General features: G+C 57.3%; 24 protein-coding genes and 1 pseudogene. 4 read left to right on the top strand and 21 right to left on the bottom strand.

Features of this window, described 5'->3' with window-relative positions:
- Positions 1–967: 967 nt before the first annotated feature.
- The 4 genes from NS355_RS18680 to NS355_RS18665 all read right to left on the bottom strand — a co-directional run bounded on the left by NS355_RS18680 (position 968) and on the right by NS355_RS18665 (position 2,879).
- Positions 968–1,291: a hypothetical protein gene (locus tag NS355_RS18680; protein ID WP_153008120.1), complete on the bottom strand. Its 324-nt coding sequence runs from the start codon at positions 1,289–1,291 to the stop codon at positions 968–970.
- 160 nt (positions 1,292–1,451) lie between these two features.
- On the bottom strand, positions 1,452–1,790 hold the full coding sequence (locus tag NS355_RS18675) for a hypothetical protein (protein WP_153008119.1): 339 nt from the start codon (positions 1,788–1,790) through the stop codon (positions 1,452–1,454).
- 313 nt (positions 1,791–2,103) lie between these two features.
- A complete protein-coding gene (locus tag NS355_RS18670; protein ID WP_153008118.1) occupies positions 2,104–2,442 on the bottom strand; it encodes a hypothetical protein in 339 nt (112 codons plus the stop codon).
- A 50-nt stretch (positions 2,443–2,492) separates the two neighbouring features.
- Positions 2,493–2,879, bottom strand: coding sequence for a hypothetical protein (locus tag NS355_RS18665; RefSeq protein ID WP_153008117.1), 387 nt, complete (start codon positions 2,877–2,879; stop codon positions 2,493–2,495).
- 26 nt (positions 2,880–2,905) lie between these two features.
- On the opposite strand from NS355_RS18665, the gene NS355_RS18965 reads away from it, so the two are divergent.
- Positions 2,906–3,082 carry a hypothetical protein gene (locus tag NS355_RS18965; protein WP_167345425.1) on the top strand — a complete coding sequence of 59 codons (177 nt, stop codon included), beginning with the start codon at positions 2,906–2,908 and terminating at the stop codon, positions 3,080–3,082.
- Between the two features lie 563 nt (positions 3,083–3,645).
- Here NS355_RS18965 and NS355_RS07775 read toward each other — a convergent pair.
- From NS355_RS07775 to NS355_RS07720, 13 genes are all read right to left on the bottom strand, one after another.
- Entirely contained in the window at positions 3,646–3,963 is a 318-nt protein-coding gene (locus tag NS355_RS07775; protein ID WP_058745184.1) for a hypothetical protein, read from the bottom strand.
- A 522-nt stretch (positions 3,964–4,485) separates the two neighbouring features.
- Complete coding sequence (locus NS355_RS07770; protein WP_167345424.1) at positions 4,486–4,842, bottom strand: TrbC/VirB2 family protein; 357 nt, start codon at positions 4,840–4,842, stop codon at positions 4,486–4,488.
- An 11-nt stretch (positions 4,843–4,853) separates the two neighbouring features.
- Positions 4,854–5,825, bottom strand: coding sequence for a P-type DNA transfer ATPase VirB11 (gene virB11, locus NS355_RS07765; protein WP_058745182.1), 972 nt, complete (start codon positions 5,823–5,825; stop codon positions 4,854–4,856).
- A gap of 2 nt (positions 5,826–5,827) precedes the next feature.
- Positions 5,828–6,511, bottom strand: a complete 684-nt coding sequence (locus NS355_RS07760) for a TrbI/VirB10 family protein (RefSeq protein ID WP_244489596.1) — start codon at positions 6,509–6,511, stop codon at positions 5,828–5,830.
- A 494-nt stretch (positions 6,512–7,005) separates the two neighbouring features.
- Positions 7,006–7,731 carry a TrbG/VirB9 family P-type conjugative transfer protein gene (locus tag NS355_RS07755; protein WP_153008116.1) on the bottom strand — a complete coding sequence of 242 codons (726 nt, stop codon included), beginning with the start codon at positions 7,729–7,731 and terminating at the stop codon, positions 7,006–7,008.
- A complete protein-coding gene (locus NS355_RS07750; RefSeq protein ID WP_058745180.1) occupies positions 7,728–8,501 on the bottom strand; it encodes a virB8 family protein in 774 nt (257 codons plus the stop codon). Before NS355_RS07750 ends, NS355_RS07755 begins: the two co-directional genes overlap by 4 nt.
- 471 nt (positions 8,502–8,972) lie before the next feature.
- Positions 8,973–10,217 (bottom strand): type IV secretion system protein, encoded by a 1,245-nt coding sequence (locus tag NS355_RS07745; RefSeq protein WP_084787686.1) that lies wholly within the window; start codon positions 10,215–10,217, stop codon positions 8,973–8,975.
- Complete coding sequence (locus tag NS355_RS07740) at positions 10,187–12,568, bottom strand: VirB4 family type IV secretion/conjugal transfer ATPase (RefSeq protein WP_153008115.1); 2,382 nt, start codon at positions 12,566–12,568, stop codon at positions 10,187–10,189. The genes NS355_RS07745 and NS355_RS07740 overlap by 31 nt, the downstream gene beginning before the upstream one ends.
- 27 nt (positions 12,569–12,595) lie before the next feature.
- Positions 12,596–12,943 (bottom strand): hypothetical protein, encoded by a 348-nt coding sequence (locus tag NS355_RS07735; protein WP_153008114.1) that lies wholly within the window; start codon positions 12,941–12,943, stop codon positions 12,596–12,598.
- A gap of 45 nt (positions 12,944–12,988) precedes the next feature.
- On the bottom strand, positions 12,989–13,336 hold the full coding sequence (locus NS355_RS18660) for a hypothetical protein (RefSeq protein WP_153008113.1): 348 nt from the start codon (positions 13,334–13,336) through the stop codon (positions 12,989–12,991).
- 43 nt (positions 13,337–13,379) lie between these two features.
- Positions 13,380–13,664 (bottom strand): type IV secretion system protein VirB3, encoded by a 285-nt coding sequence (locus NS355_RS07730; RefSeq protein WP_058745176.1) that lies wholly within the window; start codon positions 13,662–13,664, stop codon positions 13,380–13,382.
- Positions 13,665–13,667: 3 nt separating this feature from the next.
- Positions 13,668–13,988 (bottom strand): TrbC/VirB2 family protein, encoded by a 321-nt coding sequence (locus tag NS355_RS07725; RefSeq protein ID WP_058745175.1) that lies wholly within the window; start codon positions 13,986–13,988, stop codon positions 13,668–13,670.
- 108 nt (positions 13,989–14,096) lie between these two features.
- Entirely contained in the window at positions 14,097–14,501 is a 405-nt protein-coding gene (locus NS355_RS07720; RefSeq protein ID WP_153008112.1) for a hypothetical protein, read from the bottom strand.
- Between the two features lie 1,284 nt (positions 14,502–15,785).
- On the opposite strand from NS355_RS07720, the gene NS355_RS18655 reads away from it, so the two are divergent.
- Together NS355_RS18655 and NS355_RS07715 are read left to right on the top strand one after the other, a co-directional pair.
- A complete protein-coding gene (locus NS355_RS18655; RefSeq protein WP_153008111.1) occupies positions 15,786–17,576 on the top strand; it encodes an RHS repeat protein in 1,791 nt (596 codons plus the stop codon).
- Between the two features lie 44 nt (positions 17,577–17,620).
- On the top strand, positions 17,621–20,149 hold the full coding sequence (locus NS355_RS07715) for an RHS repeat domain-containing protein (RefSeq protein WP_058745173.1): 2,529 nt from the start codon (positions 17,621–17,623) through the stop codon (positions 20,147–20,149).
- A gap of 852 nt (positions 20,150–21,001) precedes the next feature.
- Here the strand turns inward: NS355_RS07715 and NS355_RS18190 are convergent.
- The 4 genes and pseudogenes from NS355_RS18190 to NS355_RS19470 form a co-directional block, all read right to left on the bottom strand.
- A pseudogene (locus NS355_RS18190) lies at positions 21,002–22,130 on the bottom strand (IS3 family transposase).
- 24 nt (positions 22,131–22,154) lie between these two features.
- Positions 22,155–22,502 carry a PIN domain-containing protein gene (locus tag NS355_RS19285; RefSeq protein WP_244489595.1) on the bottom strand — a complete coding sequence of 116 codons (348 nt, stop codon included), beginning with the start codon at positions 22,500–22,502 and terminating at the stop codon, positions 22,155–22,157.
- The gene (locus NS355_RS19205) at positions 22,499–22,702 is read right to left on the bottom strand and encodes an AbrB/MazE/SpoVT family DNA-binding domain-containing protein (protein WP_209445040.1); all 204 of its coding nucleotides are present in this window, start codon (positions 22,700–22,702) and stop codon (positions 22,499–22,501) included. Before NS355_RS19205 ends, NS355_RS19285 begins: the two co-directional genes overlap by 4 nt.
- A gap of 316 nt (positions 22,703–23,018) precedes the next feature.
- Positions 23,019–23,381: a ribbon-helix-helix protein, CopG family gene (locus NS355_RS19470; protein ID WP_084787683.1), complete on the bottom strand. Its 363-nt coding sequence runs from the start codon at positions 23,379–23,381 to the stop codon at positions 23,019–23,021.
- A 457-nt stretch (positions 23,382–23,838) separates the two neighbouring features.
- On the opposite strand from NS355_RS19470, the gene NS355_RS07685 reads away from it, so the two are divergent.
- Positions 23,839–24,063, top strand: coding sequence for a hypothetical protein (locus NS355_RS07685; protein WP_058745170.1), 225 nt, complete (start codon positions 23,839–23,841; stop codon positions 24,061–24,063).
- The last annotated feature ends 15 nt before the right edge of the window (positions 24,064–24,078 follow it).

Raw genomic sequence — 24,078 nt, 5'->3', positions numbered from 1 at the left:
GAGCTTTGGGGAGCACGTCACTGCGCACCGCGGAGATCACCATGATCAACCGTGCCCATGCCCGCGCTATTGTTCAGCGCGGCGCCCCCTGCCAGCCCCCCCCTCAAAATGAAAAGCCCAGCGGAGAGCATCGGCACAACGCTCCCGTTTCTTCCGCATCACAAACTTTAATCCGACCTGATCGAGCCCACCTTCTCGAGGCTTAAGGCACACGCGCAAAAAGCCGCCGAGCGGACGAAATTTGGCGCATGGAGCGCGTCAGTCACAATCGCCTATCTCTATTTACCACGAGAATACGCTAACTATTTCGCAGTCTGCGGACACAACGCAGATCAATTAAAGACTGCTCTATACATCGGGATCGGCCTGATTTATCGAACAATACCCGGAAGAGAGACCGTCAGAATAGAAGGTGAATCCTCTTTTTGATTGCAACCAATATGACAAAACCAAACTGGTCATCGCAGTATCTGACTGATCGATCCTCATCCAACTTGAACCAGATGACGCACACACGGTCGGCACTTTGTCATCATCAATTCTAACCATGAGCGCGCCACGAACCGACGTGACGTCTTTTATATCACCGTGAATATAGTACCCATACGCTTGACTCGCCGACGCATTCGAAGGGCTAAAGCACATCATACCCAATGCTAGAATTTTTACGTTCGGGTGAATCTTTTTTAAATATTGCTTAGCACGGAAGTATAAATGCATTCCCGCCCCCTCTCAAATGCCTGATAGTTTAAATGATTTATTTACCTCGTACCTAGGCCCATTCCCGCGCCAAGCAACTCAATCCGATGCAGTCAAGGGCCTTATGCACGCAGCTAAAACCTTTCTGCCCCTTGGCAAGGCATATGCAGTGATCAAGCCGCATTTTATCAAAACTGGCACAAATTTTCGCCGAAATGATTATCCCATCATGTCCGACTGCTCAGAGCTACGGCCCATCTTTATCGATTTAGAAAACTGCTCCCTGAACCATTCTTACAATTTCAGCGGGTCTTCCGTCATCGGGGCAAGTAGCAAAATAGACATTGAGTGGTTTCGACGCATTATAAGCACTAATCGTCATCGCCAGCATATCATTGTAATAAGGCTTGCCCTTCGGAACAATACCCAGCGCCCTGCAGCTTCCTGCGTCCGCAAAGCGGATATAGAGCAAATCTGTATCTCCAACATCGTACCCGACAACAGCTCTAGGCCCCTGAAATCCGCCCGTTCCAGCCGACGCCGGCACAGCAATCGCGCCAAACAAACCAAAAACCGCCAGATATGATCGCATTGGCCGCACCCCTAAAAAATGCTCCCACACCCCTTAATATTCACACGCCATATCATCATTTCGATCTAATCCGCTCGAATTTTACCCTCATGATTAACTCGCCAATAGGACAAATGCTTGGCGGGCATCGCCGAGAGTCGTAAATTCAAGAAAATCGTCTTCAAAACGCAACACTGCCATGACTGGCAATATTGCGTTCGTTGGCGCAGCCGCTGACAACTATTTCGACAACGTTTTTAGAAGCAGCGGCGAGATACATGAGAGATACGATCTCCTTAAAGTTCTCATTAGACCTTCTAAAGTGATAAAGAGCGGATCCACATGGGCCGACCTTATCCGTAACAACAACGACATCACTCGGGTCAGCATATATTTTTACTACCCTGCCGCTAACTATACCTGATTGCCCTAATGCCGCCGATGTAGGCACCGCAGCGAACAAAGCGGCAAATACAATGAATATCATATCCCGCGATTTTAACGACATAACCCACCTCATGCCCTATTTTTTAGACCTGCGTTCGAACACATCCGCCTATCTGAATATCACCATGCCCTACATAAAGCTCGCACAAACTACGCCTGACAATGTGAGGAAATATAGGGGCTCAGGGACAGGAATATATGGCATGCCTTCTGCCGCCGGCAGCAGCATCACAGGCAATCGACAGAAACAAGAATCGTGCAATACGTCCGCTGCAGCCATTCGGAATAACGCGGCGAGGCTCTCATACTTTTCGATGGCACCTAAGATGCGATTATTGCTCATGCCGTATGAGTGGCGCCTCACAAATCAGCTGGATAGATGCCGATCATATTTCGACGAGGTCTATCCAGCATATACCACCAGCGCGGACAGTATAATCCATTCGACTGATCGGGCGCTGTGTCAGTTTGGCAGATAGCAAAATGCTCATCACATATTGGCCAGCCTGTGTTTCTGACGAGTGATAGGCGACATTGTTCGCACAGCCGGGTGGCACAACTTCCAAAAGTGCGTAGAGCTGCGTTCCCTGGTTGCCGACATTCCTGATTTTTACATTACCTATAGTTTCCGCCGAAGCGGCAATTGGCATAATCGACGCAGCGAAGGCGCAAAAAATTCCAATATGCCTGATAGGCGATGCCATATTCATATACACCACTTCCATACTAAAAGGTACAGCCTTGTGAATTGCTTTTATATTTTAAAGATGCATCATTACTGGGCTAGCAAGAAATAAGGAACATGGTGCTCCCAACTGTTCAGACCCGCGCACCCTTTAACGGATGAATTTGTCAATGCCGCTTCGTTGAAGTGAGGCAGGGCATGACCGCCCGTATTACGCAAAGTGAGCAATAACGAATACCAGGCCGTGCAAGCTTGCGGGGAAACACCATCGTCGTTTGCCGTCACGCTGCATATCGCCGTGACAACATTCGAGGTCCCATTGTTGACGGCCGTGTAAACGAGACCATCTCCGCCAACGGCGAGATATTCTTTGGGGTAGGCTGGGCATATGAAAGCCGCCTGAGCCGGCATAGCGAAGCACCAGGCTGCCGCAGCAATCGCACAGCGCGCTACCAGCTTATGGCTCGATTTCATCATTTCACTTTGCCCCCATTCTAATCATCGTGACCGATATTGCCGTTTGTTCATTGCAGGGACCGGCATTGCTAAACCATATTCCGCTGACCTTCTCGCCGGAAAAGTACGCGCTCATCAGGGAAGCAATAATTTCCTGCCTGTTTGGCGCGCCCGCAGGGATCACGATGTTTTCACCATTATTAGAGCCACCGCCACAAGCTTGAGGCGGCGGACTGAGCGTAAAGCGACTGCCATCAGAACCGACGCGGTAGCCGGTGACTCGCCACAACCCGCTTCGTAATATTGAGCAGTCACGCTGCTATTGCACATTGCTGTCAATGCGAGCGCTATTCTCTACCGTGAGAGGCTCCGTCTCAACGTCATCACACTCCCCTGTCCCCCTGAGTTGGTATCACCCCAGCCGATGAACGCGATACCAGCCGTTGACGCATGTCGCGTGGTCATAGCCAATATTAATGGGCTCTCCTTTTTCGCGAGCAATCAGAGCTCGTGACAGGAGCATTTGTCTCGCGTCGGTCGGAACGTCTCCCGGGACGATCCAGTAGTTTCCGCAGGGCTGACCATTCGGCATCGTCGCGGTCGCAATCAGAAAGAGCCCGTTGTCATAAGTGAGGACTTCAGTGATACGGGTAGTAAAGTTATCATTATAGGCCGCGTGACTGGTACCAGCACATATCAAGCCTGCTGTCGCAATGAGGCGTGCACATCGCGATGTGCAATTTTTCATTTTCTCATATAGTATTTGAGCCATTCTGGTCCCCCACCCCTATTGCAATATAGCGTAGCCAATATGACAATACGCCCCTTCTTTAGTAGAAAGCAGCGTAACTGATTTGCCGTTCATATATGCCGACATAAGAAGCGCGACCATGCCGTCATAATTGGAATCCCCCTTGTTGATGAAGCCCCAGCTCTCGCTGGTGCCGCACATCGGAGATCCATCCTGATAAACCCGAAAGCCAAAATTATCGCCATTTGTCACGACGTCTACGCGAGTTAGCTTACCGGACTTCATGCCATCCCAAGCATAGGCCTGCGATGATGCGCAAATCAGGGCTACGCCCATGATCAGCTTTTTCAGCATTTCTGCCCCCTTTAGGAAAATTCAGAACTGAATTGGATCAATTGTGTACGTCGACGTAAACCGGAGCGGGCGCTGCTCCAGAGGGAGGAAGGGTTTTGCACGCATCGGTGGAAACCCCGCCATAGTAGATTCCGACAGCTTTTCCTGAATTGATTGCACTTGCAATTTTCGACATCCAGGCGAAGCAAACGCTGGGAGGGACACCTTCCAGCTTTGGCTTGAGTTGCATATCTGGACGAAATTGCCACGCCAGTCGGTTAGCAACAGAACCCCGCCGTCATGATATGTCAAAAGCCTCAAGGGAGTTTTGGCATCTGAGCAATAGGCATCAGCTCCCGCGACCGATGGATATGCCAAAGACAGTGCGGCGATCGCAGTGATCGCCTTGAAATAGCAAGAAATAATACACCCCCAAGCCAGATAGACGATCCGAATCGCCACACTTACAAATTTTAATTTACCGACGCTTCAATACAGTCACCTGATCATCATGACCAATATTGCCGCTACATTGATCGTCGGTCAACGAACCGGTACGGATGCGCCGGCATAAGGATCGTAGACAGTTGGCTGAGGTGGCGGCGCCATGGGCGTCGATACCGGACTGGGCACCGATGCAGGCGGTGGCGCGGGGTCGACCGCCATGGCGTCGATCGCGAGGAGGCCGCGCGCAATCGACCCCGACCCGAAAATGATGAAGCAGCCCAACACTGCGACGAGAGCCCGCCTGATCGGAAGGCGGCCCTGCAGCATTAGAAACCCTATCGCTGCAATGGCGATCGTCGCGATCGCCACCGCTGGCGTGCCTAGTAGCAGGCTGCGGACCCAATTGGCGCCCTGAAGCAGGGCCCCCTGCCCCGCCGGATCGGTCAATGCCATTCCGGGCGTCATCATGCGCAGACGACCTCGCTGACGTATCGGCGCCCGCCAACCCGAGCGAGTTGGATGAAGACGCCTATCGAGTTGCGGACATATTCGAGGACGTCCTGACGGGTCAGGCGGGTGCCGCCCTGCAGGATCAACAATGCGATCTGCTCGACGGCACCAGCGGCGCTATCGGCATGCACTGTCGCCATGGAGCCCGGATGGCCTGTGTTGATGGCCCGCAGGAAGGCATAGGCCTCGCTACCGCGCAGTTCGCCCAGAATGATGCGATCCGGCCGCATGCGCAGGGATGCAGAGACAAGGTCGTCCGCCGTGACCTGGGCTTCGCCGAGCTGGCCACGTGCGGCCAGGAGGCCAATCGCATTAGGCTGGGTAATCTGGAGTTCCGGCGTATCCTCGATCGTGATCAGACGCTCGTGGGTTGGGATTTCGCGGATGAGGGCGTTGAGGAACGTGGTCTTGCCAGTCGAGGTACCCCCCGACACGAGGATATTGCGCCTGTCCCTGACTGCGGTCCGCAAGGTGGTGGCTAAGTCGCCTCGGCTTACCTCGGCAGCTGAGGATGCGGCCACCGAAACGGATGAGACCGCCTTTGCTGCGATGCCGGCAAAGGCACCGCTTTCGACATAATCGTCGAGCGACAGATCGGCCGACACATGTTTACGGATGGCGAGCGCCAGATCCCCCTTGGTGGCCGGCGCTGCGATCGCCTGGACGCGTGAGCCATCGGGCAGCGTCGCGGACAACAGCGGATGTTCCCGGTTGATACCCTGATGGGACCAGGCGGCAATCTGGCTGACCAGGCGTGCGAGCATGGCCGCATCGAGTTCGTCGATATCATGGCGCTCGATCGCGCCGCCCAATGTCTCTACCCAGATTTCCCGTGGACGATTGACGTAAAGGTCTGTGATGTCCTCTCGGGCGAGCAGATGGCTGATGGGTGCCAGGTGGTTGTGGAGATACCGCCAGCCATCCATTGTCATCGTGCTGCCCCGGCTGCGGTGAAGTCGAGGTCGCGCGCCACGAAGACGCTGACACTGCGGCCTGCGGGCACGCGGAGGGTGGGCGTAATATCGTTCGTGCGTGCTGTCGCAACGTTCGACACCGCGTTGCTTGTCGAGGGCAGCGCGACGATGACAGGCGAACGGCTGTTGCGCGCGGCCAAATTGACGCCGACATCGAGTGCCGACTGCAGGATCGCACCGCTAAACCGCTCGAGGAAGTGGGAGTTGACGTCCGCACTAACCCCGCCCCGCCCCAGGGTATCAGCCGCAGGCGAGCCGATCGCGATCGTGACCCCATCGGGCCGTATTAGCCGCGACCAGACGATGACGGCGCGTCGCTGGCCACGCGCCGTGTCAGCACCATATTCACCGATCAGCCGGCTGCCGCGCGGGATCAGGATCTGGGTGCCGTCAAAGCCATAGATGTTCTTCTGAACCAACGCGCGGGCAAAGCCCGGTGAGGTGGAATCAAACGCCGTTTCGAGCACAGCCGGGATGAGCGTCCCTTGCGGGACAGTCGTCGCGCGGTTCGCCAGCATCGCGGCGCGCGCGCGCGTGGTCGACAGGCTGACCCGCTTGTTGTCGCCTCCCTTTGCGTCATTGCCATTCTGCGCTTCGGGCGTGCTTGGGCTTTCCTGTGAAGAGCTATCGACGATCAAGGCCTGGCCGCTAACATTACGCGGCGCTTGGCGCACAGGGTTCGATGGTGCGGAGTAAGCAGGTGCCTGACCGCTGCTATAATCCGACGGCGGTGAGGCACTGGGTGGGATGCTCGGCACGACCGAGACCTGTGCCGGAGATGACCGAACAGGTGATGAGACCGGAACCTCACGGGTGGGGCTTATGGGAGCGACCATGGTGGCCGGCACTTCAGGTGGCGCCGGAGGAATGTATAGCGGCGGGGGCGCTGCGCTGGTCGATGGAGCAGTATAGGCGGCCGTCGTCGCCGGAGCGCTGGTGGACTGGCGTCGTGCCTCCAGCACCCCGAAAAGGCCAAGGCCTGCAATGGCGGCAAGCCCGCCGATGGCCGGGCCTGACAAGCCAGTACGCGGTCGCTGGACGACAGGACGAACATCCCGCTCCGCAGCCGTATCGGCAGTTTGGCGAGGATCGCTGCTCACATTGTCGGCAGCCTGGCTGGGGTCTGCCATGCTTACTTTCCTTCTTCCTCTTCGGTCATGTCGATCCGATCGGCTCGCGCGCGATGCCGATCGACCCGGAAGACCAGACGCGGGGAGACACCATCGATCACGAAGAATTTGCCCCGCATATTGCCATTGACGAGTGTCTCCCGGCCGTCAGTGTCAACGCTGTAGACCGCAGGGAGCGGACCATCGGCCGACCACTCGATGAAGGTCCGAGTGCCGTCGTCGCTAATGGCTTCGGGCAAGAGTGTACGATGGCCAGAGAGCTTGTATTTGCCGATCACCTTGCCCTGCACCGCCCCACCGGGCATGCCTTGCGGGCTCATGCCGCCAGCAGATGGGTAACTGAAACGGATGGCGTAGGGCAGATCGCCCCCCGCTTCCGCCACGCCGACCAGTTCGAAATTATAGGTCCGAACATCGGTCACGACGGTGAGGTTCGTAGAGATGTCGGCCTGGACCGGCTTGACGAACAACAGGTTGCCTGCCTTGTTCGCGGTCACTTGGAAAGCACCGCTGTCGCCTAAGGCGACGCTCTCGATCCGCTCGTCCGGCGCCAGTTCGATCGTCACCTGATATCCCGGCGCGGCCCGGATGCGCACGACCTGATTGTTGCGATACTCGATCGACTGGATGCGGTTATCCCCCCCGCCCGACCACGCCATCATTTGCGCCTGTGTAGTGCCGCTAGCGATGCTCAGTGTCAGGGCAACGGCAAGGATGCGCCAGGTCACGGCTGCGGCGCTCGCAGCGGGGCTTGCGCCACGTTGTTCGGCACCGGGGCCAGGGTGACCGGTGACGGTACGGTGACCGGGTCAGGCGCAGGCAGAACCTCTTCGCTGCGGCGATAGCGCTGCACCTGGAACCCGAGCGGATTGACGAAGCGATCGGCGATGCTCAGCGGCTCGCCGGAATAACCATAGCGGATCGCAGCGACCCAGGCCCGGCCGGGCTGGATCTGCCCGCCAGCATCGCGGCGCCGGGTTTCGAAGCGTACCATCGCGACATTCTTCCCGATCGGCGTGACGCTCTTCACCTGGACGTCGATCAGCGTCGAGGCCGGGAGCCGGGCAAGGGGGCTGTCGGGGTTCGATGCCTGCATCGCAGCGACATAATCGGCGCGCGCCTGACCGGTCGACCAGAGCCCGACCTTGCGATAATCGGCTTGCAGCGTGTCCCGGTCATAGCCCTCACGCGCAATGACATATTGCACGAGGAACGACTGGGTCAGCGCCTTGTCACCAGACACGAGCTGCGTATCGAGCGGCTTGAGCGCTTGCACAAATCCCGTCTGCCGGTCGACCATCAATGTATAGGGTACTACCGTTTTCAGCGGCATGAGGATGACGAGCGCCAGGGCTTCGCAAAGGGCGATGACGACAGCGACGGACGCAATGATCCACGCCACGCGCCGCGACGTCTGCAAAGCATCCTGACGATCCTGCGCCCAGGTCGCGCCCTGTGCGAAATAGGCCTTCTCGGACCGCTTGGCAGCCTTCGTCATAATCAAACGCCCTTACCCGTGCACCCCGATGAGTGCCTCCAACTTTCTACAATGTTCACTTACTGACTTCTACGTACGCTATGTCTTCGAGCCATGATGCCGTAGAGCATTGCCCGGTTCCAACAATAGTAACTTTCCACCCACCGGCCATAGCCGACAACAGAGAGGAATATATATATATACTGGTCCGCCGTCGAACCGCTGCCCACATTTAGGGCCCACCGCAAATCGTCAGCCGAGGCACATGATGGCTTTTCCGTCGGCGCCCCCCCGGCTAACCTAAAAGTGATGACACCCTTACCAAAGGTCCGATCTGCGGATACGTAGACGACGCTTCCCGCTTGCCGCCCCGCCAAAACAGGAGCTGCTGCGAAGCTAGCTACCAAAAGCGTAGTAAACAGCTTTAAGCTGCACCTCAGTCTTCTCAAAATCACAAAATGCCCCCCTTCGGTAATTGCTCAAATCGCCGGACTAAGAGCCAGTATTTCGCCGTACCACACTGCCTGAAACGCGGCCCTGCACCCTCCGGCGGAAACTCTGGCCGAGGGGCCGGGTAACGACTTCTGACGTATTGGTAGCCTTTTGCAGACTCCCCCCGACCAGATGGGCACGCGAGATTCCGGAGCTTGCCCCATTCTCCTCCCGGCGCTGCGAAGCCGCTACGCTGTCAGCGATAGCCATCGCCCGGGACCGCGAAACCATGTTCGCTGGCCCTGGCGTGCTGACATCCCTAATCATCTTGTTCGCGTCGCCTGCGGATGCCGGGGCAGGTTCGAAGGTTCGCCAGGCTAGGGCAGGAAACCGCACCGTGAAGGCGATTTTTGCGATCACGGCAAGCACACCAGCCGTGGTAAGGGCAAAGATCATCGTTGTCGCCAACAAGGCGACCGGAATGCCGGGAATAGCAATGCGACTGGCACGCTGCGTGACGAGATCCGTCAGCCATGGCTGGAGAAGGGCGAGCTCAATGCCCAACACGATGGCCGCAGCAGCGGCCCCCAACGTCGCCGTCAGCAGCCCCCGGACCCAGCCTTCGGTCAGCCCCCGCGTTACCGGGAACAGCAAAAAGGCGATGAAAAGCGGCCCCAGCGCTAGCAGCAGACCGGCAACGAGACGCACTAACGCAAAGGCGCCAAGGCTGCCGATCAGAAAGGCGACGCGCGCTGCGCCGAGCGCAAAGACATCGAAATTTGCAAACAGGGGTGGTGCCACCCCATTGGCCTGCTCCACCTGCTCACGGGTGGGCACGCCGACGCCGTAGATTGCAAGTATGCGCAAGGACCGATCGACCTCGTCCATGCGCGCGGCAAGTCCCCCGGTAGCGCCGGGCAGGCCAGCAGGCCTGCCGATCTCGCCGGCAAGCTCGGCTGGGGACCGAAGTACTACATCGAAGACGACGGTGCGATAGGCAGGCCAGCTCGTCGCAAAGGCCAGCACGATGCCAATCTTGGCGATGCTGAGTACGCCTTCCCGCACGCCAGGCGTCTCGCCGAACAGCATGCGGTAGCCGATCAGCGCGACAAAGATCGTCAGCAGCGCTGCCAGGAGCAACGAGACGCTCGATCCCGGTGCCGCCAGCGCCTGAAAGCCTTGTGCCCCCAGAGTGACCGCCTGACAATCGAGATACCCCAGCAGGCTCGAAGCAAAGCTGTCGGGAGCGGGCGAGATCGCGCAGCCTATGGCCATCAGGCCTTCTCCAGAAGGCGCGGCAGCCATGCATCGGGATCGTCGCCAACCTCTGCGCGAATGTCATCGAGCAGACGCACCGTACGCTCTCGCCCGGACAAAATGGTCAGCATTTCCCGCTCACCACTGAGATTGAGACGCGCGACGACACTTTCATTGCCATGCTTGATCAGGAAACAGTGCGCGCTGTCAGGCAGCGAGCGCACCAGTTCGAACTCATGCGCCGACAGGCCGAAGCCGCCGACATAATCCGCTTCTTGGGCCTTTGGATTGGCCATGAAGATCTGCGTCGCGGCCTGCTCGATAATCGCGCTGGCGATCTTGCTCTGCAGTGCATCCTGCGCGCTTTGCGTGGCGAAGCCGACGATGCCGTTGCGTTTGCGGATCGTCTTTTCCCAATCCTTGATCCGCCGCACGAAGATGTCGTCGTCTAGCGCTTTCCAGCCTTCGTCGACGACGATGATGGCCGGCGTGCCATCGAGCCGGTCCTCGACCCGGTGGAAGAGATACATCATGGCCGGCGTGCGGACGGTGGGATCGTCTAGGATCTGCGTCATGTCGAAGCCGACAGCCCGCACGGCAAGGTCGGTTGTGTCCACCGCATTGTCGAACAGCCAGGCACGCTCGCCTTCCCCCCACCATGGGCGAAGCCGTGACCACAAATCTCCCGACTGCGGGCGCCGATCGCCCCGGAACAGCTCGACCAGATGACGCAGGCGCCGAAAATCGGCAGGCGCACGGTAATTGGCGTCGACTGCATCCTTGATCCGTCCGACCTCCTCAAGATCGACATTGCCAGCCAATTGCGACAGCCATTCGATCAGGAACTGGCGATTGGCAGGCGTATCGCCGAGCATCAGAGGGTTGAGCCCGGAGGGCAGTCCGGGACGCAACACATCATAGCGCCCGCCAATCGCTCGCACGAACAACTCGGCGCCGCGGTCCTTGTCAAAGAACACGATCCGGGGATCGACCTTACGGGCCTGGGCCAAGAGGAAGTTCAGGACGACGGTCTTGCCCGAACCCGACGGGCCGATGATCGTGAAGTTGCCCAGATCGCCTTGGTGGAAGTTGAAATAATAGGGGCCTGCGGCGGTCGTCTCCAGCAGGGAGATGGCCTGCCCCCAGTGATTGCCCTGTTCCTGGCCCAGCGCGAAATTATGCCCACTCGCCAGCCCGGCGAAATTGGCTGTGGATATCAGACCCCGCCTGGCAATGTATTTGAAGTTGCCCGGAAACTGCGCCCAGAAGGCGGGTTCGAGTGCAATGTCCTCGCGTACGGCGATAATGCCCAATTCCGCGAGCGTGGCCTGTACTTCGGCAATGCCAGCATCGACTTCGGCAGGCGTGTCGCCACGCACTCCGATCGTCATATGGTGTTCGCCAAAGGCGGCACGGCCAGCAGCCACCTCGTCCTTGGCCTCCGACAGGTTCGCGCGCAGACTGACGGCCTCGTCTTCCGCCGATCGCATGCGCCGGAGCGCCAGGTTCATCCGGCCGAGCGCCGCTTGGCGGTCGGTGAAGCCGAAGGACTGGGACAGCACAAGTTCGAGCGGAAGCCGGAGCAGTTCGTCGAACATACCGGCACTGGTCTGTCCCGGATAATCCTTGATCGACACCAGCCCCAGAAAGCCGCGATCAGAACGCCCTGCGGGCCCCAGTTCGACCGTTTCCTGACCAAAGCTGATGCGACGATAGGGCAGATAATGCCCAACATCCTGCATGGGCAGGAGAACGGGCCGCATCTCTCCGTTGAGCAGATCGGACAGGAACTCCAAAGGCTCGGAGCACGTCCCCTCCGGCGTATCATAGGTACCGAGCAATCGGGGGCTGTAGCTCCCCAGCGCTGCGATCAATGCATCCCGGGCGGTATCGAGCTGGCGTAGATCATGGGCGCCCGCCTCTGACCCCTGCTTCGAAAAGCTCGCGCGGATCTTGTCGAGAACGCCGATGCGCCCCTGGAGTGGGCGACGCACCAGCGTGAGATACAGGTCGTTGACGTATAGGCGTCGCCCGGCGAGCCGGGCCTGCCAGGCGGTGTCCAATCGTGCGGAGAATGGGTCGGTGAATTCGCCATCCAGCGACACATCGACGCGACGCCGTACGATATGGTGGTAAATGGCGAAGTTCGAAGATCCGATCGCCTGCAACATCGCATCACGCAACCGCTTGCGATAGTTCAACTCGTCGGTGTCGGCCGTCTCGAACAACAGGCCACGTAGGTGGATGACCTGCATGAGCAGGCCATCGCGCGTCTCGAGCGTATGGGGATCGACCTGCCGGGCGTAGGGAAGATGCGCGCCGACCGGCTTCTCCCGGCTTACGACCTTCGGGTCTCGTGTCAGGGCAGGCAATAGACCTGTCATAATGTGATCCGGCATTGAAACAGGCAGGCCTTTGCTATCGCTCTACCGGTCGCCCATCGCCATGGCATAGGCCTTGGGCGCATTGGGGAACCAGGGCACCGATTGGCAGCCGTCGACCCAGATACTCAACGGCTTGCCCGTTGTCTTCGCTGTAATCGCCATACTGGTCATTCGCGCCAACTCCTCCGAATTGGCAGCGTTGATGATCAGTACATCGCTCGTGGCGCATTTATCGGGGTTGCTGAAGCTGCCGAACAGGTAGATCCAGCCGCCCTCCGCGTGAACCGACTTGGGCACTATCGAACCGGCAAAGCCGAACGCGCTAGCCGGCTCCGAAATACTGGCAAGCGCTAGCAATGACCCAGTCGCGAAAACCTTCCACTTCGACATATGCCCCCCCTAGCATTGAAACTATCCATTTTGCCCCGGCACGCCTCATCCATCGCTCAGCGCGACCGAGACCACCTGCGGCGCTGAAGGAGCCCATGGAACGGGCGCGCACCCAATGAACCACATGGAAATCTTATGCCTTGAGAGCATGGCCGAAACAGCCAGGCTCATCATGCGATTGGCTTCATCCGTGTTGGCGGCTCGCACAATTGCGACCGTATCCATGGCGCATTTGTCTGGGTTGAGATTCTTGCCAGATATGTAAATATTGCCGCCTTCTGCGGTCACGCCGGTCGGAATCATGGCTCCGCTACCACCATCGGCGCAGGCCGCAGATTGGACTGCAGCCGTCAACAGCATGCCGGCCAAAAATCGAGATTTTACAAATTTCATGCTGCGCCCCGTGGTATCCCTTAAATAATGAAATTCCGTACATCTACGGTTTATAGGAATTGCAAGACCAGATGCGATGATTGCGTACGCGGGGGCATCGCCCGACTTTGGTCAGCCAAAGGTCGAAGAAGCGCGGCTCGCGTACGCAAAGCAAGACGCCAACGAGATGGATCGAGACTGCAGCCACAAGCACCCAGATGGAACGGAACAGCAGGAATAATTCCGTCGCAACCACCGCATTGGCTGTGAAATAGCTATAGGTGACACCGGCAAACATCTGTGGCCTGGTCAAGGCGACAAACAAATGGTCCTGGTCAAGGTCGCTCATGGCTTACCCACCCAGCGTGGCAGTCGACTGAATTCCGGCGACGATGCTGGCCGCACCGAACAGGATGAAACAGCCTAGAATAACCGTTGCGCCATAGCGCCAGTTGATGCGCCCCGTCAGCATCATGAAGCCGACGACCGCGACGGCGATGACAGCAGCAACGGTGGCAACGGTGCCGAGGAGAGTACCCTGAAGCCAGTGAACAGCGCCGACGATCACACCCGACCCTGCCGGATCGCCACCAAATTCCTGCGCGCGAGCGAGCGAGGCGCTGGCAAAAGTGATCGTCGCAATCGAAAAGCGACCGGACTTTATAAGGCGCATGCAACCCACCCCTTGTATTGAATGACGTAGAGCGGGGACCGCAAATAAGCCACGCCGCTACCCGGCAAGCCTTTATTGCCATATGCCGGGACGATAAAGGCCAGAATGTCAGCCCGGCTCGATGTAATAAGGCGTGCGAGCATGCCAATCGCCCAATGCCGGACAGCTCGTTACGCCGGCCATCCCATAATATTCCTGGTTGAAATACAAACGCGCTTTGGCCTTCTGGAAGCGATATGTCAGGAGCGTGCTATACCAACCGGCACAAGCCTCCTTGGTAACACCCCGATCACCATTCGACAAAGAACAGATGTTGATGATCCCCGCCCCATCGATATCCACCAGGACACTGCCGCCGGAGTCAATCGAAAGCCGCTTTGAAGGGTCCGCCAAGCACGTGAACACTTCCGCCGATGCGGAATTGGTCATCGCGATGAACGAAAGCAGAAAGGCGCTAGACAATCCAAAACGCCGCCACATCGCCCCACCTGTGAACAAAATATGAAAAACCATATCTAAGCACCAATATGTTACGGCAGAAGGCTGATATGTTTGATCATGGGATAGTTCTCATAGCACCCTGAGAGCATCACCCATATTGGCCTTCCGCTGTGCATTGCAGTTAGCATTGCACCCTGGACAAATGCAGATCTTGGTGAATCATCGGGAAATATGTACCAGCTTGAGGATGGACATCCGTCCGGGTTTACCGGAGCCGTGCTTATCTGAACCAGCAAGCCATTATGCCCTTTATAAGACTGAATGACTGCAATTTTTCCAGACACGGCTCCTTCCGCAAACGCGACATTTGGCCACCCCACCGCAGCCAGGGCGATTGCACAGATTTGACAATATTTTATGGCGCGCCACATTTGGATAACTCCACGAAAACGGTTTAACGTGAACAGGACAATTTCACCGATCTCGGTTAAGTATGACGACCTCGGGCTCAGCGTACACTGGCTGCCTGCCACACCCCGATGCAAAGAATAGAGTAACAACTCGATTTTGGGCGATCGCCGTTGTGAGAAGCGAGAAAGCCCGGTCCTTCGTTGCGTCAGACCACCCCGGCGGCAATTGACACCAGTCAATGCAAACATTTTCTGCCGTGAAATACACAATCTGGTTTGTATGAACGATGACCGCCGTAGGCCTAACGGCACAATAGTCAGCTTGCGCCGCAGACAACCAGAAACCCGAGCCTGTACACAAAGCGAAGCTAAACATGCGCCTTAGCAAATTGTCCACCCCCAACCAAAACCCTATCGTGCACGCCTCATAGCGAAAGCGCCTGCACGCTGTCATTTCTATAATTCCGATGACATTACAATGACTGTCTTGTCAAAATTTACCGATCAATGCCATATTGACGCGATTCAGGTCCACCGGGATGGACAGCCACCTAGAACCCAAGGAGTTTGCCTTGAAAGTAAGGATTTTGATGCTCTGCGCGGGCCTTGGTGCTTCTGGCGTAGCAAAAGCTCAAGATACAACGAAGTATACATACGACGCACTAGGTCGATTGGTCAGTTCAAAAACTACCGGCTCGCAAAATGTTACGACAGATATAAAATATGACGCGGCGGGCAATCGAACCAATTACACGGTCGCCGGTGCGACGAATAGCTCCGGCGACCCGGGCGCTTCTGCCGGATTGCCTAGCGTCAAAAGATTTGTAGTAATACCTTTGAATGGATTTACCATAATTCCGATAAATTGACCGTCCTTGATCGTTATATCAAGCTGACTCTTTTTATAATTGCATGATGAATGCATGTGTCTATTCAGAGAGAAAAAGTGAAATCGATATCCTATTTGATTCCGTTAGCCGTGATGTTGGCGCCAACTGATGCCATCTCTCAGGATTTCACGCCCCCCAAGGTTACCACAAACTCACCCGGGGGCGTCAGTTTATCTGACGGAAGCTTTATGATGTCAGATGTTGACTTATCTATCGGCCCCCTAAGTTTTGAACGCTTTCATATTGGCGGCAGGCGCGATCCGAATAGCCCGCCTTTTGGCCCCCGGACCACGCACAATTTTTCTATATATACCGCCGCTAATTCGAAGCGGCGCTGCCCTTCAAATGGCGGCAGCAATTCCTGCGTGGTAAATAGGCGCCCTATAGTCCACATGGGTAATTCTGCTTCTGGGCAATATAGCGACGTAGCATCCACATCTTATTCCCAAAATCTTGCTTTTGGCAATGATGACGACAGCTTAAAAGGGTCCCTGTCTCGTATTGGTAATGGCGTATATAATTATTTAGATCAAAGTGGCACTAGGTACGAATTTGGCACCATCGCCCCTTTGGGCGGGCCTGGCAATTCGTTCAGGATTGAAAATATCACATTTGCAGATGGTCGTAGACAGACGTTTTTCTATGACTCTTCATCCCGATTAAAACTTGTAACTGACTCATCGGGTTATGCACTTGCTTTTGAGTATAACGCCTCAAATCTTATAAGTGTGGCTTGTGGATATAATACAGGAGTTACGTTTGTAAGTGTGAATATTGGGTGCAGCACCGCAAAGCTAAAATCTTCATATTCATATGACAATGGTCATCTGTCAGGAGTGGTGAATGCGGCAGGTGAATCGAAATCATATACTTGGTCCGTTGACAGAATTACATGTGTTTCCACCGCAAAGCAGGCGTGTCAGATCGCAAACACATATGAGGACTCACATGGGAGCTGGATGGTTTCCCAGCAAAAAATGGCTGATGGCGCTATATGGAAATATCAATATTACGGAAGATATGACGGTGTCAGGGACCCTGACATATATGCGGATGCGACAGCTACGTCGACAACCGACATGACTGACCCAGCAGGTAACGTTTCGCGATACAACTTTATGGAAACATCCCCGGTCAGCATTGTCGATGCAAATTCAAACGAAACCAAATATTTATTTGAGGGCGGTAAAAGTTACGATTCTCCCGCAGAATATCCGACGAATTTTGGATCGACGCTGAAGTCCGTAACGTTACCAAGAGGAAATAAAATTGCAATTGAGTATTCGGGTCCATGGCGCGCCGTTTCCAAACGTGTTTTAACGGGAACGGATGGCAGCACATTAACAAAAAGCTATGGCTATGATTTTAGCTCGAATTGCTCCACGTCTCCCCAAACGTGTGCAAAGCCTATTTGGGAAAAAGACGCAAATTCAGCACAAACCGACTACACATATACCAGCTTTGGAAGTATCGATTCTGAATTACAGCCGGCGCCTGCGCCGGGTGAGCTACGCCGTCTGACGAAATACACATATGTACAGAAATATGCCTATGTGCAGAGCGGTGCGGGTGGTGTTGTGCCGGCTGCCAGCCCAATCTGGATGAAGGACTCGGAAACCGTCTGCCAGGCCGAAAGGGATAGCAGACCTGCAAAGTGCGATAGTAAATCGCCCCAGTTCACAACAAAGTATGAGTACGGACCTGACGGCGTTGGGGGCAATTTGCTGGTTCGCGGTATCGCGGTCACGGCGGACGGCCAGACTCGTCGGACGTGCTTTGGCTACGACTATGCTGGCAACCGGGTCTCGGAGACGAAGCCGCGTGCCGGGCTTGGGGGTTGCCTGTGAGCGAGGTGCGGGGAAGCGTGAAGCCTATTGGGGGAGGTGTTGCGATGCGGGGCTTGACGAAGGCAGCGCTGCTGTGTGGTGCGCTGATGGTGGGGAGCGCGGGCTGGGGCCAGGCAAGCCCGTCCGACTTCACCTCTGCCACGCGCTACGACGCGGCGCGCCGTGTTACAGGCACGATCGCGCCGGACCCCGACGGGAACGGTTCGCTTCGCTATTTGGCAGTGCGCAACAGCTACGACACGAATGGTCGGCTGATCCGCGTCGACAGGGGGCAATTGCAGGATTGGCAGTCGGACAATGTCGCGCCAGCGAACTGGTCAGGCTTCACCATATTTTCCCAGGTCGATATCCTCTACGATACGATGGATCGCAAGACGGTGGAGTGGGCGAGCGGCGGTGGCGTGCAGACCCTCACGCAATATAGTTACAACAACCGCGGCCTAGTGGAATGCACGGCAGTGCGGATGAACCCGGCCGCATTCAATTCGCTGCCAGCTTCGGCGTGTACATTGGGTACGCCGGGAGACGCCGGACCTGATCGGATCACGCGCAACGAATATGACGCGGCTGGCCAGCTGCTGCGGGTGATTCGAGCTTATGGTACCGACCTGCAGCAGACTTATGCTACTTATACCTACAGCCCGAATGGCAAGCGGACTAGCGTGAAGGATGCCAACGGCAATTTGTCGCAGATGGACTATGACGGGTTCGACCGTCAGACGAGCTGGGTGTTCCCGTCCAAGACGAGCACCGGTCAGGTCGATAGCAACGACTATGAGGCCTATGGCTATGATGCGAACGGCAACCGAACGAGCCTGAGGCGGCGCGACGGGCGGACGCTCACCTTTGGCTATGACGCGCTGAACCGGGTAACGTCGAAGGTGGTGGCGGACGGTTGTGCGCCGATCCAGATGGGGGCGTGCGCGCCGTTGGACACGACGCGAGACGTGTACTACGGCTACGACCTCCGTGGCCTGCAGACCTACGCGCGATTTGACAATATTACCGGCGAGGGGGTGACGACGGCCTATGACGGCTTCGGGGCTGTAGTCTCAAGCACGACGGTCATGGATGGGCAGAGCCGGACCTTGTCCTACCAGTATGACGCCGACGGCAACCGCACCAAGATCACCCATCCTGACAATGTGGCGTTCGACATGAGCTATGATGGGCTCGACCGTCTGGCAGCCGTCCGACAGCCGGACGGAGCGTGGATCACGAGTGTTGATTGGAATGCGAAAGGGCTGCTGGACACGCTCAACAAGGTCGCTGCGAAGACGTCATATGAGTATGACGGCATGGGGCGCCTGAATTTGCAGGTTCAGTCCCTGGCTAGCAACGGCGTGACAACGAGGCTCGAATATAACGCGGCGAGTCAGATCGCGAGTGATAGCCGCAACAACGATGCCTATGCCTTTACCGGACGTTACAATGTAAGCCGCGGGTACGGGGTTAACGGGCAGAACCAGTATACAACCGCTGGGCCTGCCAGCTTCACCTATGATACGAACGGCAATCTGGTGTCAGACGGGTCGACCACCTATGCCTATGATGGCGAGAACCGGCTGGTGTCGAGCTCAACGGGGGTTAGCCTGCGCTACGACCCGCTGGGGCGTTTGTGGCAGGTGTCGGGGCCGTCAGGAACGACGCGGTTCCTGTATGACGGCGACCAGTTGACCGCAGAGTATGACGCCAATGGCACCATGCTGCGGCGCTATGTGCACGGCGTGGGTGAAGATGACCCATTCGTGTGGTATGAAGGCGCAGGTCTTGGCGACCGGCGCTCGCTGATGGCGGATCACCAAGGTTCGGTTGTCGCGGTGGTGGATGCGAGTGGCAATCCGGTCCGGATCAATGCCTATGACGAATATGGCATACCGAAGTCCGACAATCTGGGGCGTTTCCAGTATACCGGCCAGGCATTCCTGCCGGAACTGGGCATGTATCACTACAAGGCGCGGGTCTATTCGCCGACGCTCGGCCGCTTCCTCCAGACCGACCCAATCGGGTATGACGACCAGATCAACCTCTATGCCTACGTCGCAAACGATCCGGTCAATGGACGCGATCCGAGTGGGGAAAGCTGCGTCTCAGCCGTATTTTCCACGGGAGGTAAGGCGCCTACTAGAACTACGACTACCTACTGTAACAATCAGGTCAGCGCAGCCGCTTTTAGGTTGCTATCGGTTGTCGGTCTTCAGGGCCTGATTACCCGCACCGAGGAGGCCTCAACCCCAGAGCCTGCCGATGACCCACGTTCTAATGCAGAGCGCAGCCGTGACGGCAAGACGGTGATCACCGGAGGCCAAAAACCCGATGGGAAACTTGGGATCGATAACCGTGGTAAAGGAAGAAGCGTTGAAGGTGTCATTGGTGATGCTGCTGCTGAAGCTGGCGTGAAAGCCACTACCACTAAGGATGGTAAGCCGATGGTCGTCTTTCCAGATGGAACCAAGGCAATCGGCTACGATAACTCTGCTACGACAGACGGACCTACGATCAAGATACAAGGATCACGTGGTAACACGATTGTAGGCACTCGCGAGGACTTCATGCGTGTCATTAAAAATTGACTACAGGGTAGACCCCTTTGATCTTTCCTCGATCACTGGAGACACAGCGTTCGTCATTCTGATGCCAGACATATATCGAGCATTCAGAATTATTTCGCTGCTTTGGAGGGATGCTTCCCATGTCTCGGTTGTGATCCTCGCCCCGGAAGCGGGAGAGGTTGAGACTTTAAGCGATGTCGGTCTAGGAGAGGTTTTTAACTTCATCATAGACAACTACGCCGGCTTGAACCTGTTTGTGTTTTGCGCTGAGAGAGCAGTAGTCGCTTATTGTTCCCCTAGAGATGGTGTATGCGCACTAATATCGGAGAAAGAACTCATGCCTCGGTATGTGGAAAGCCGGATTGAAAGATCATTTGCCCGACGCGTTGCGCTAGGTGCAATCGGCTTTGGTGATGCCGGGCGGCTTTATGGAGAAGCTCTTCTCTCTGCTGTTCGGCGTAATAGAGCGGCTGATGTCTAAGTTCACAGGCATGAAACTGAACAAACTATATGGCCTATGCCGCAAATGATCTGGTAATCATGCCGATCTGAGGGGGATGGCATGTGTGGGACCGCAATCAAGCGGCTGTCCGCCTAAATTCAAGGCGGCGGCTGGTCCAGAGATCGTGGCAACCGAGACTCGTACGGTAAGAGCTATCGGTGTGGCGGTGAGAGGGGCTGCTGTCGCTCTATCGGATGCTGCTGTTACGCCTGTGTTGGCTATCGGTTGCGTATTGTTCTGCGGGTCCCCGGCTGACGGCTACATCCCAGTGGAGCATCGGCCGCTGGCGAATACAGGCAAGATGACGTGACCCCGGTCTTTCATCCAGCGGCAACCAGAGACCGACCGGTGTTTGACGGTCCCCCGGTTTGTCATCCGGGCATGCTGCGAGTTTCCGGTTTGCATCCGTCGGGGTTCACCCCGACGGATGCAGCATATTGGGCTGGCGTGTGCCAGCCAAGCGCCGTGTGAGGACGGCTCTCGTTATAGTCCCGGCGCCAGGCCTCGATCTTGGCACGAGCGTCCGCCAGCGACAGGAACCAGTGGCTGTTCAGGCACTCGTCGCGAAGCCGGCCGTTGAAGCTCGACGAAAGCGTTGTCGGTTGGCTTGCCCGGCCGCGAGAAATCAAGCGTGACGCCGTTCTCATACGCCCACCGGTCGAGCGCCTTCGAAATGAACTCCGGACCGTTGTCGACCCGAATGGTCTTCGGTGCACCACGCACTGACGCGATGCGCGTCACCGCCGCGACAACCTGCTCGCCCTTGATACCCTGATCGACTTCGATCGCCAGCGCCTCGCGGGTGAACGCGTCGACTACCGTCAACGCCCGCAGCCGCCGGCCATCGAACAAGGCATCCGAGACAAAGTCCATCGACCACATTTCGTTGGGCGCCGAGGCCGCAGGCTGGCGTTCGCGGTTCGCCGCGCTGACGCCCTCGACGGGGACGCTTGAGCCGAAGGCTCAATCCATCCTCCCGATATAGCCGGTAAACCTGCTTGTGATTCACCAGCCAGCCCTCCCTGCGCAGCAGGATGTAGATCCGAAAATAGCCATAGCGCACCCGTGCTGCCGCCAGATCATGAATGCGCAGTCGCAGCGGCGCTTGGTCCGGCTTGTGCGACACGTATCGCACCGATGAGCGGTCGACCCCGAGCGCGAGGCAACTGCGCCGCTCGCTGACGCCGTGGGACGCCTGGACGTGCGCGACGATCTCGCGCCGTCGCCCAGGCGTCAGAGCTTTTTTGCCAAGACATCCTGCAGGATATGCTTGTCCAGGCTCAGGTCCGCGACGAGCTGCTTTAGCTTGCGGTTCTCGTCCTTGAGTTGCTTGACCCGCCGCAGTTCGCCGACGCCCAGCCCGCCATACACCTTCTTCCAGCGGTAAAATGTCTGCTCCGAAACGCCCATCCGGCGGATCACCTCGGCCACCGGCGTGCCCGTCTCCGCCTGCTTCAGCGCAAACGCAATCTGCTCTTCCGTGTACCTCGACTTCTTCATGTCCCAGCTCCTTGCCCGCAGGCTTCAAAAGGGCCGGAAAACTCTCACCCAGCTTGGATTAAAGAACAGGGGGGCGTCACCGAAGGCAGGCAGGCAGCTTTCCATCTGTGGACGCCCCTTCGGTTGCAAGCGGTATTTGGAAGTTCTGATGCATAGTCGGATGCTGCCAACCGGAACCACCGTCAGCGGCAATGGATCGAGCATCGCATCGACTTCGCGCTCGGGCATGCCAGCATGGACGAAGTGGCTGACGACCTCGGCATAGTTGACGCTGCTCACCCGCGCCCCACCGATCTCCGCTGCGACCTTTGCCGCTCCACGCTCACCCTTGAGCATCGCAATGATCGCAGACGCGTCCAGCACCACGCTCATTCGCCGCTCTCCTCCCGACGTCGGGCAAGAAATGCGTCCACGGATGCGTCAGGGTTACCGTCGGTGTACTGCTTGGCCAGAGCCTGGGCACGTGCCACCGCCTGGCCTGCCGTCCGCAACACCACGCCGTCCTCCGTCTCGTCGAGATAGACTGCACCACCGCCACTCAGGCCAAGGCGCTTCCGGACGTCCGCTGGCATCCGCAGATCGACCTGCTTCAGGTTGTCGAGGGCGACCCAATTCCAGAGGCCCGCCAGCACCCGCATGCAGATCAGCTGGACGTTGTTCTCGTCGAGCGTGATGGAGAGGATGATGACGTAGGCCAGAACGAACACGCCGAGCCACATCAGGATCGGCAATTTGGCCCCCTGCAGCCACATCAGCACCTGGGTGTTCAGGAGCTGCGAACCACGCGTGAAGTTGCCGGAATTGCGGGGAAGCTCGCCTCGCGCCGAGTGGTGTTCCTGGGGGATGGGACGGCCATCGTTCCGGATGTCACGCCGCATGCCCTTGGGGTCATCGCGTGCCATGATACTGCTCCATCCGAAGGTCGGTCTGGGCGATCAAATGGTCGCGCAATTCGGGGTGATTTTCGCGGATAATCGCATCGAGTGCGATCTGTCTATATTCGGTTACACGCATGTGCCGGAGCTGGCTGTCGTCGGCCCGCTTCGCACCGGCGACAAATTGCTCGATCGCAAGTCGGATCACGTCCGACGTGCTGCGATTTTGGCGTGCGGCTACCGCATCGACCTGGTCGCGCAAATCCCGCGGGATCCGGACCGTGCAGTGTGTTTTGGTACTTAAGAACCAGCTCCCTAGCAGGGGGGCTGGTGGGCTCTTCGTCGGGGTGGTTTCTAGCGGCTCTCCGACCCGCATTCAAGCAGATCGTTGATTTCTGCCCCGATTTCGTGTCACGTCGTAACACGCAAAAAGCGCGGTTTTCTGCGGTTTTTAAGTGTGTTACGTTGTGCCACAAAGCGTAACACATTGTGACCCTCAATTGCCGGTTGCTAACCCATTGAAAATGCACGTGAAAAGGCAAGCGCAGCTTGCGTAGGGTGTGCTCTACTGTAGTCTCGATTCCGTCGTATTGCTCTGGGTGTTCCAGCCCTTCGTGACGGCTCGGGACCGCCTCGGTTTTCCGCCGGGACCCCATCCGCCGCTAGGCGGAAAGCAGCTGCCTGAAAGGCGCTGCGCGCCGGCATCAAGGTCCTCTGGCAGGGTAGGAGCCGAGGGTTCGCTCCATGGTCGCGCTAGTGGCTTCCTGTGCGGCCAATCGGTCGGTATATCGGTCCCGTTCAGAGCCGATAGGCCGTACCGAAAAGGACACACTATGGCGAAGTCACTGGACGCTGAACTGGCCGCGATCGCGGCCGACGAACGCAAGCTCGCCGAGCGCCGCCAGGCGCATCAGGTGAAGGTGCGGGAGGCGGCTGTCGGAGCAGTCGAGAAGGCAGGGCTGTTCAAGGTCCCGCTCGATCGACTGGAGGGGCTGATGAAGGCGGTGAAGACGCTGGGCGTCGATGAGGTCGAGAAGCGGCTCATGGCGGAAGCCTGAGCCGGTTCGAGGCCG

This window comes from Sphingomonas yabuuchiae (assembly GCF_001477495.1).
In the GTDB taxonomy this organism is placed as follows: Bacteria; Pseudomonadota; Alphaproteobacteria; order Sphingomonadales; family Sphingomonadaceae; genus Sphingomonas; species Sphingomonas yabuuchiae_A.
This window is presented reverse-complemented; position numbering and strand designations above follow the sequence as displayed.

Coding starts and splice junctions, on each gene's coding strand:
- NS355_RS07735 (WP_153008114.1), bottom strand. CDS start 12,943: ATGTCGAAGTGGAAGGTTTTCGCGACTGGGTCATTGCTAGCGCTTGCC.
- NS355_RS07715 (WP_058745173.1), top strand. CDS start 17,621: ATGCGGGGCTTGACGAAGGCAGCGCTGCTGTGTGGTGCGCTGATGGTG.
- NS355_RS07770 (WP_167345424.1), bottom strand. CDS start 4,842: ATGGCATTGACCGATCCGGCGGGGCAGGGGGCCCTGCTTCAGGGCGCC.
- NS355_RS19285 (WP_244489595.1), bottom strand. CDS start 22,502: ATGAGCGTGGTGCTGGACGCGTCTGCGATCATTGCGATGCTCAAGGGT.
- NS355_RS07720 (WP_153008112.1), bottom strand. CDS start 14,501: ATGGTTTTTCATATTTTGTTCACAGGTGGGGCGATGTGGCGGCGTTTT.
- NS355_RS19470 (WP_084787683.1), bottom strand. CDS start 23,381: ATGCGGGTCGGAGAGCCGCTAGAAACCACCCCGACGAAGAGCCCACCA.
- NS355_RS18670 (WP_153008118.1), bottom strand. CDS start 2,442: ATGGAAGTGGTGTATATGAATATGGCATCGCCTATCAGGCATATTGGA.
- NS355_RS18660 (WP_153008113.1), bottom strand. CDS start 13,336: ATGAAATTTGTAAAATCTCGATTTTTGGCCGGCATGCTGTTGACGGCT.
- NS355_RS07775 (WP_058745184.1), bottom strand. CDS start 3,963: ATGCTGAAAAAGCTGATCATGGGCGTAGCCCTGATTTGCGCATCATCG.
- NS355_RS18665 (WP_153008117.1), bottom strand. CDS start 2,879: ATGATGAAATCGAGCCATAAGCTGGTAGCGCGCTGTGCGATTGCTGCG.
- NS355_RS07685 (WP_058745170.1), top strand. CDS start 23,839: ATGGCGAAGTCACTGGACGCTGAACTGGCCGCGATCGCGGCCGACGAA.
- NS355_RS19205 (WP_209445040.1), bottom strand. CDS start 22,702: ATGCCAGCGGACGTCCGGAAGCGCCTTGGCCTGAGTGGCGGTGGTGCA.
- virB11 (WP_058745182.1), bottom strand. CDS start 5,825: ATGGATGGCTGGCGGTATCTCCACAACCACCTGGCACCCATCAGCCAT.
- NS355_RS18675 (WP_153008119.1), bottom strand. CDS start 1,790: ATGAGGTGGGTTATGTCGTTAAAATCGCGGGATATGATATTCATTGTA.
- NS355_RS07745 (WP_084787686.1), bottom strand. CDS start 10,217: ATGGCTGCCGCGCCTTCTGGAGAAGGCCTGATGGCCATAGGCTGCGCG.
- NS355_RS07740 (WP_153008115.1), bottom strand. CDS start 12,568: ATGCCGGATCACATTATGACAGGTCTATTGCCTGCCCTGACACGAGAC.
- NS355_RS07725 (WP_058745175.1), bottom strand. CDS start 13,988: ATGCGCCTTATAAAGTCCGGTCGCTTTTCGATTGCGACGATCACTTTT.
- NS355_RS18680 (WP_153008120.1), bottom strand. CDS start 1,291: ATGCGATCATATCTGGCGGTTTTTGGTTTGTTTGGCGCGATTGCTGTG.
- NS355_RS07750 (WP_058745180.1), bottom strand. CDS start 8,501: ATGACGAAGGCTGCCAAGCGGTCCGAGAAGGCCTATTTCGCACAGGGC.
- NS355_RS07730 (WP_058745176.1), bottom strand. CDS start 13,664: ATGAGCGACCTTGACCAGGACCATTTGTTTGTCGCCTTGACCAGGCCA.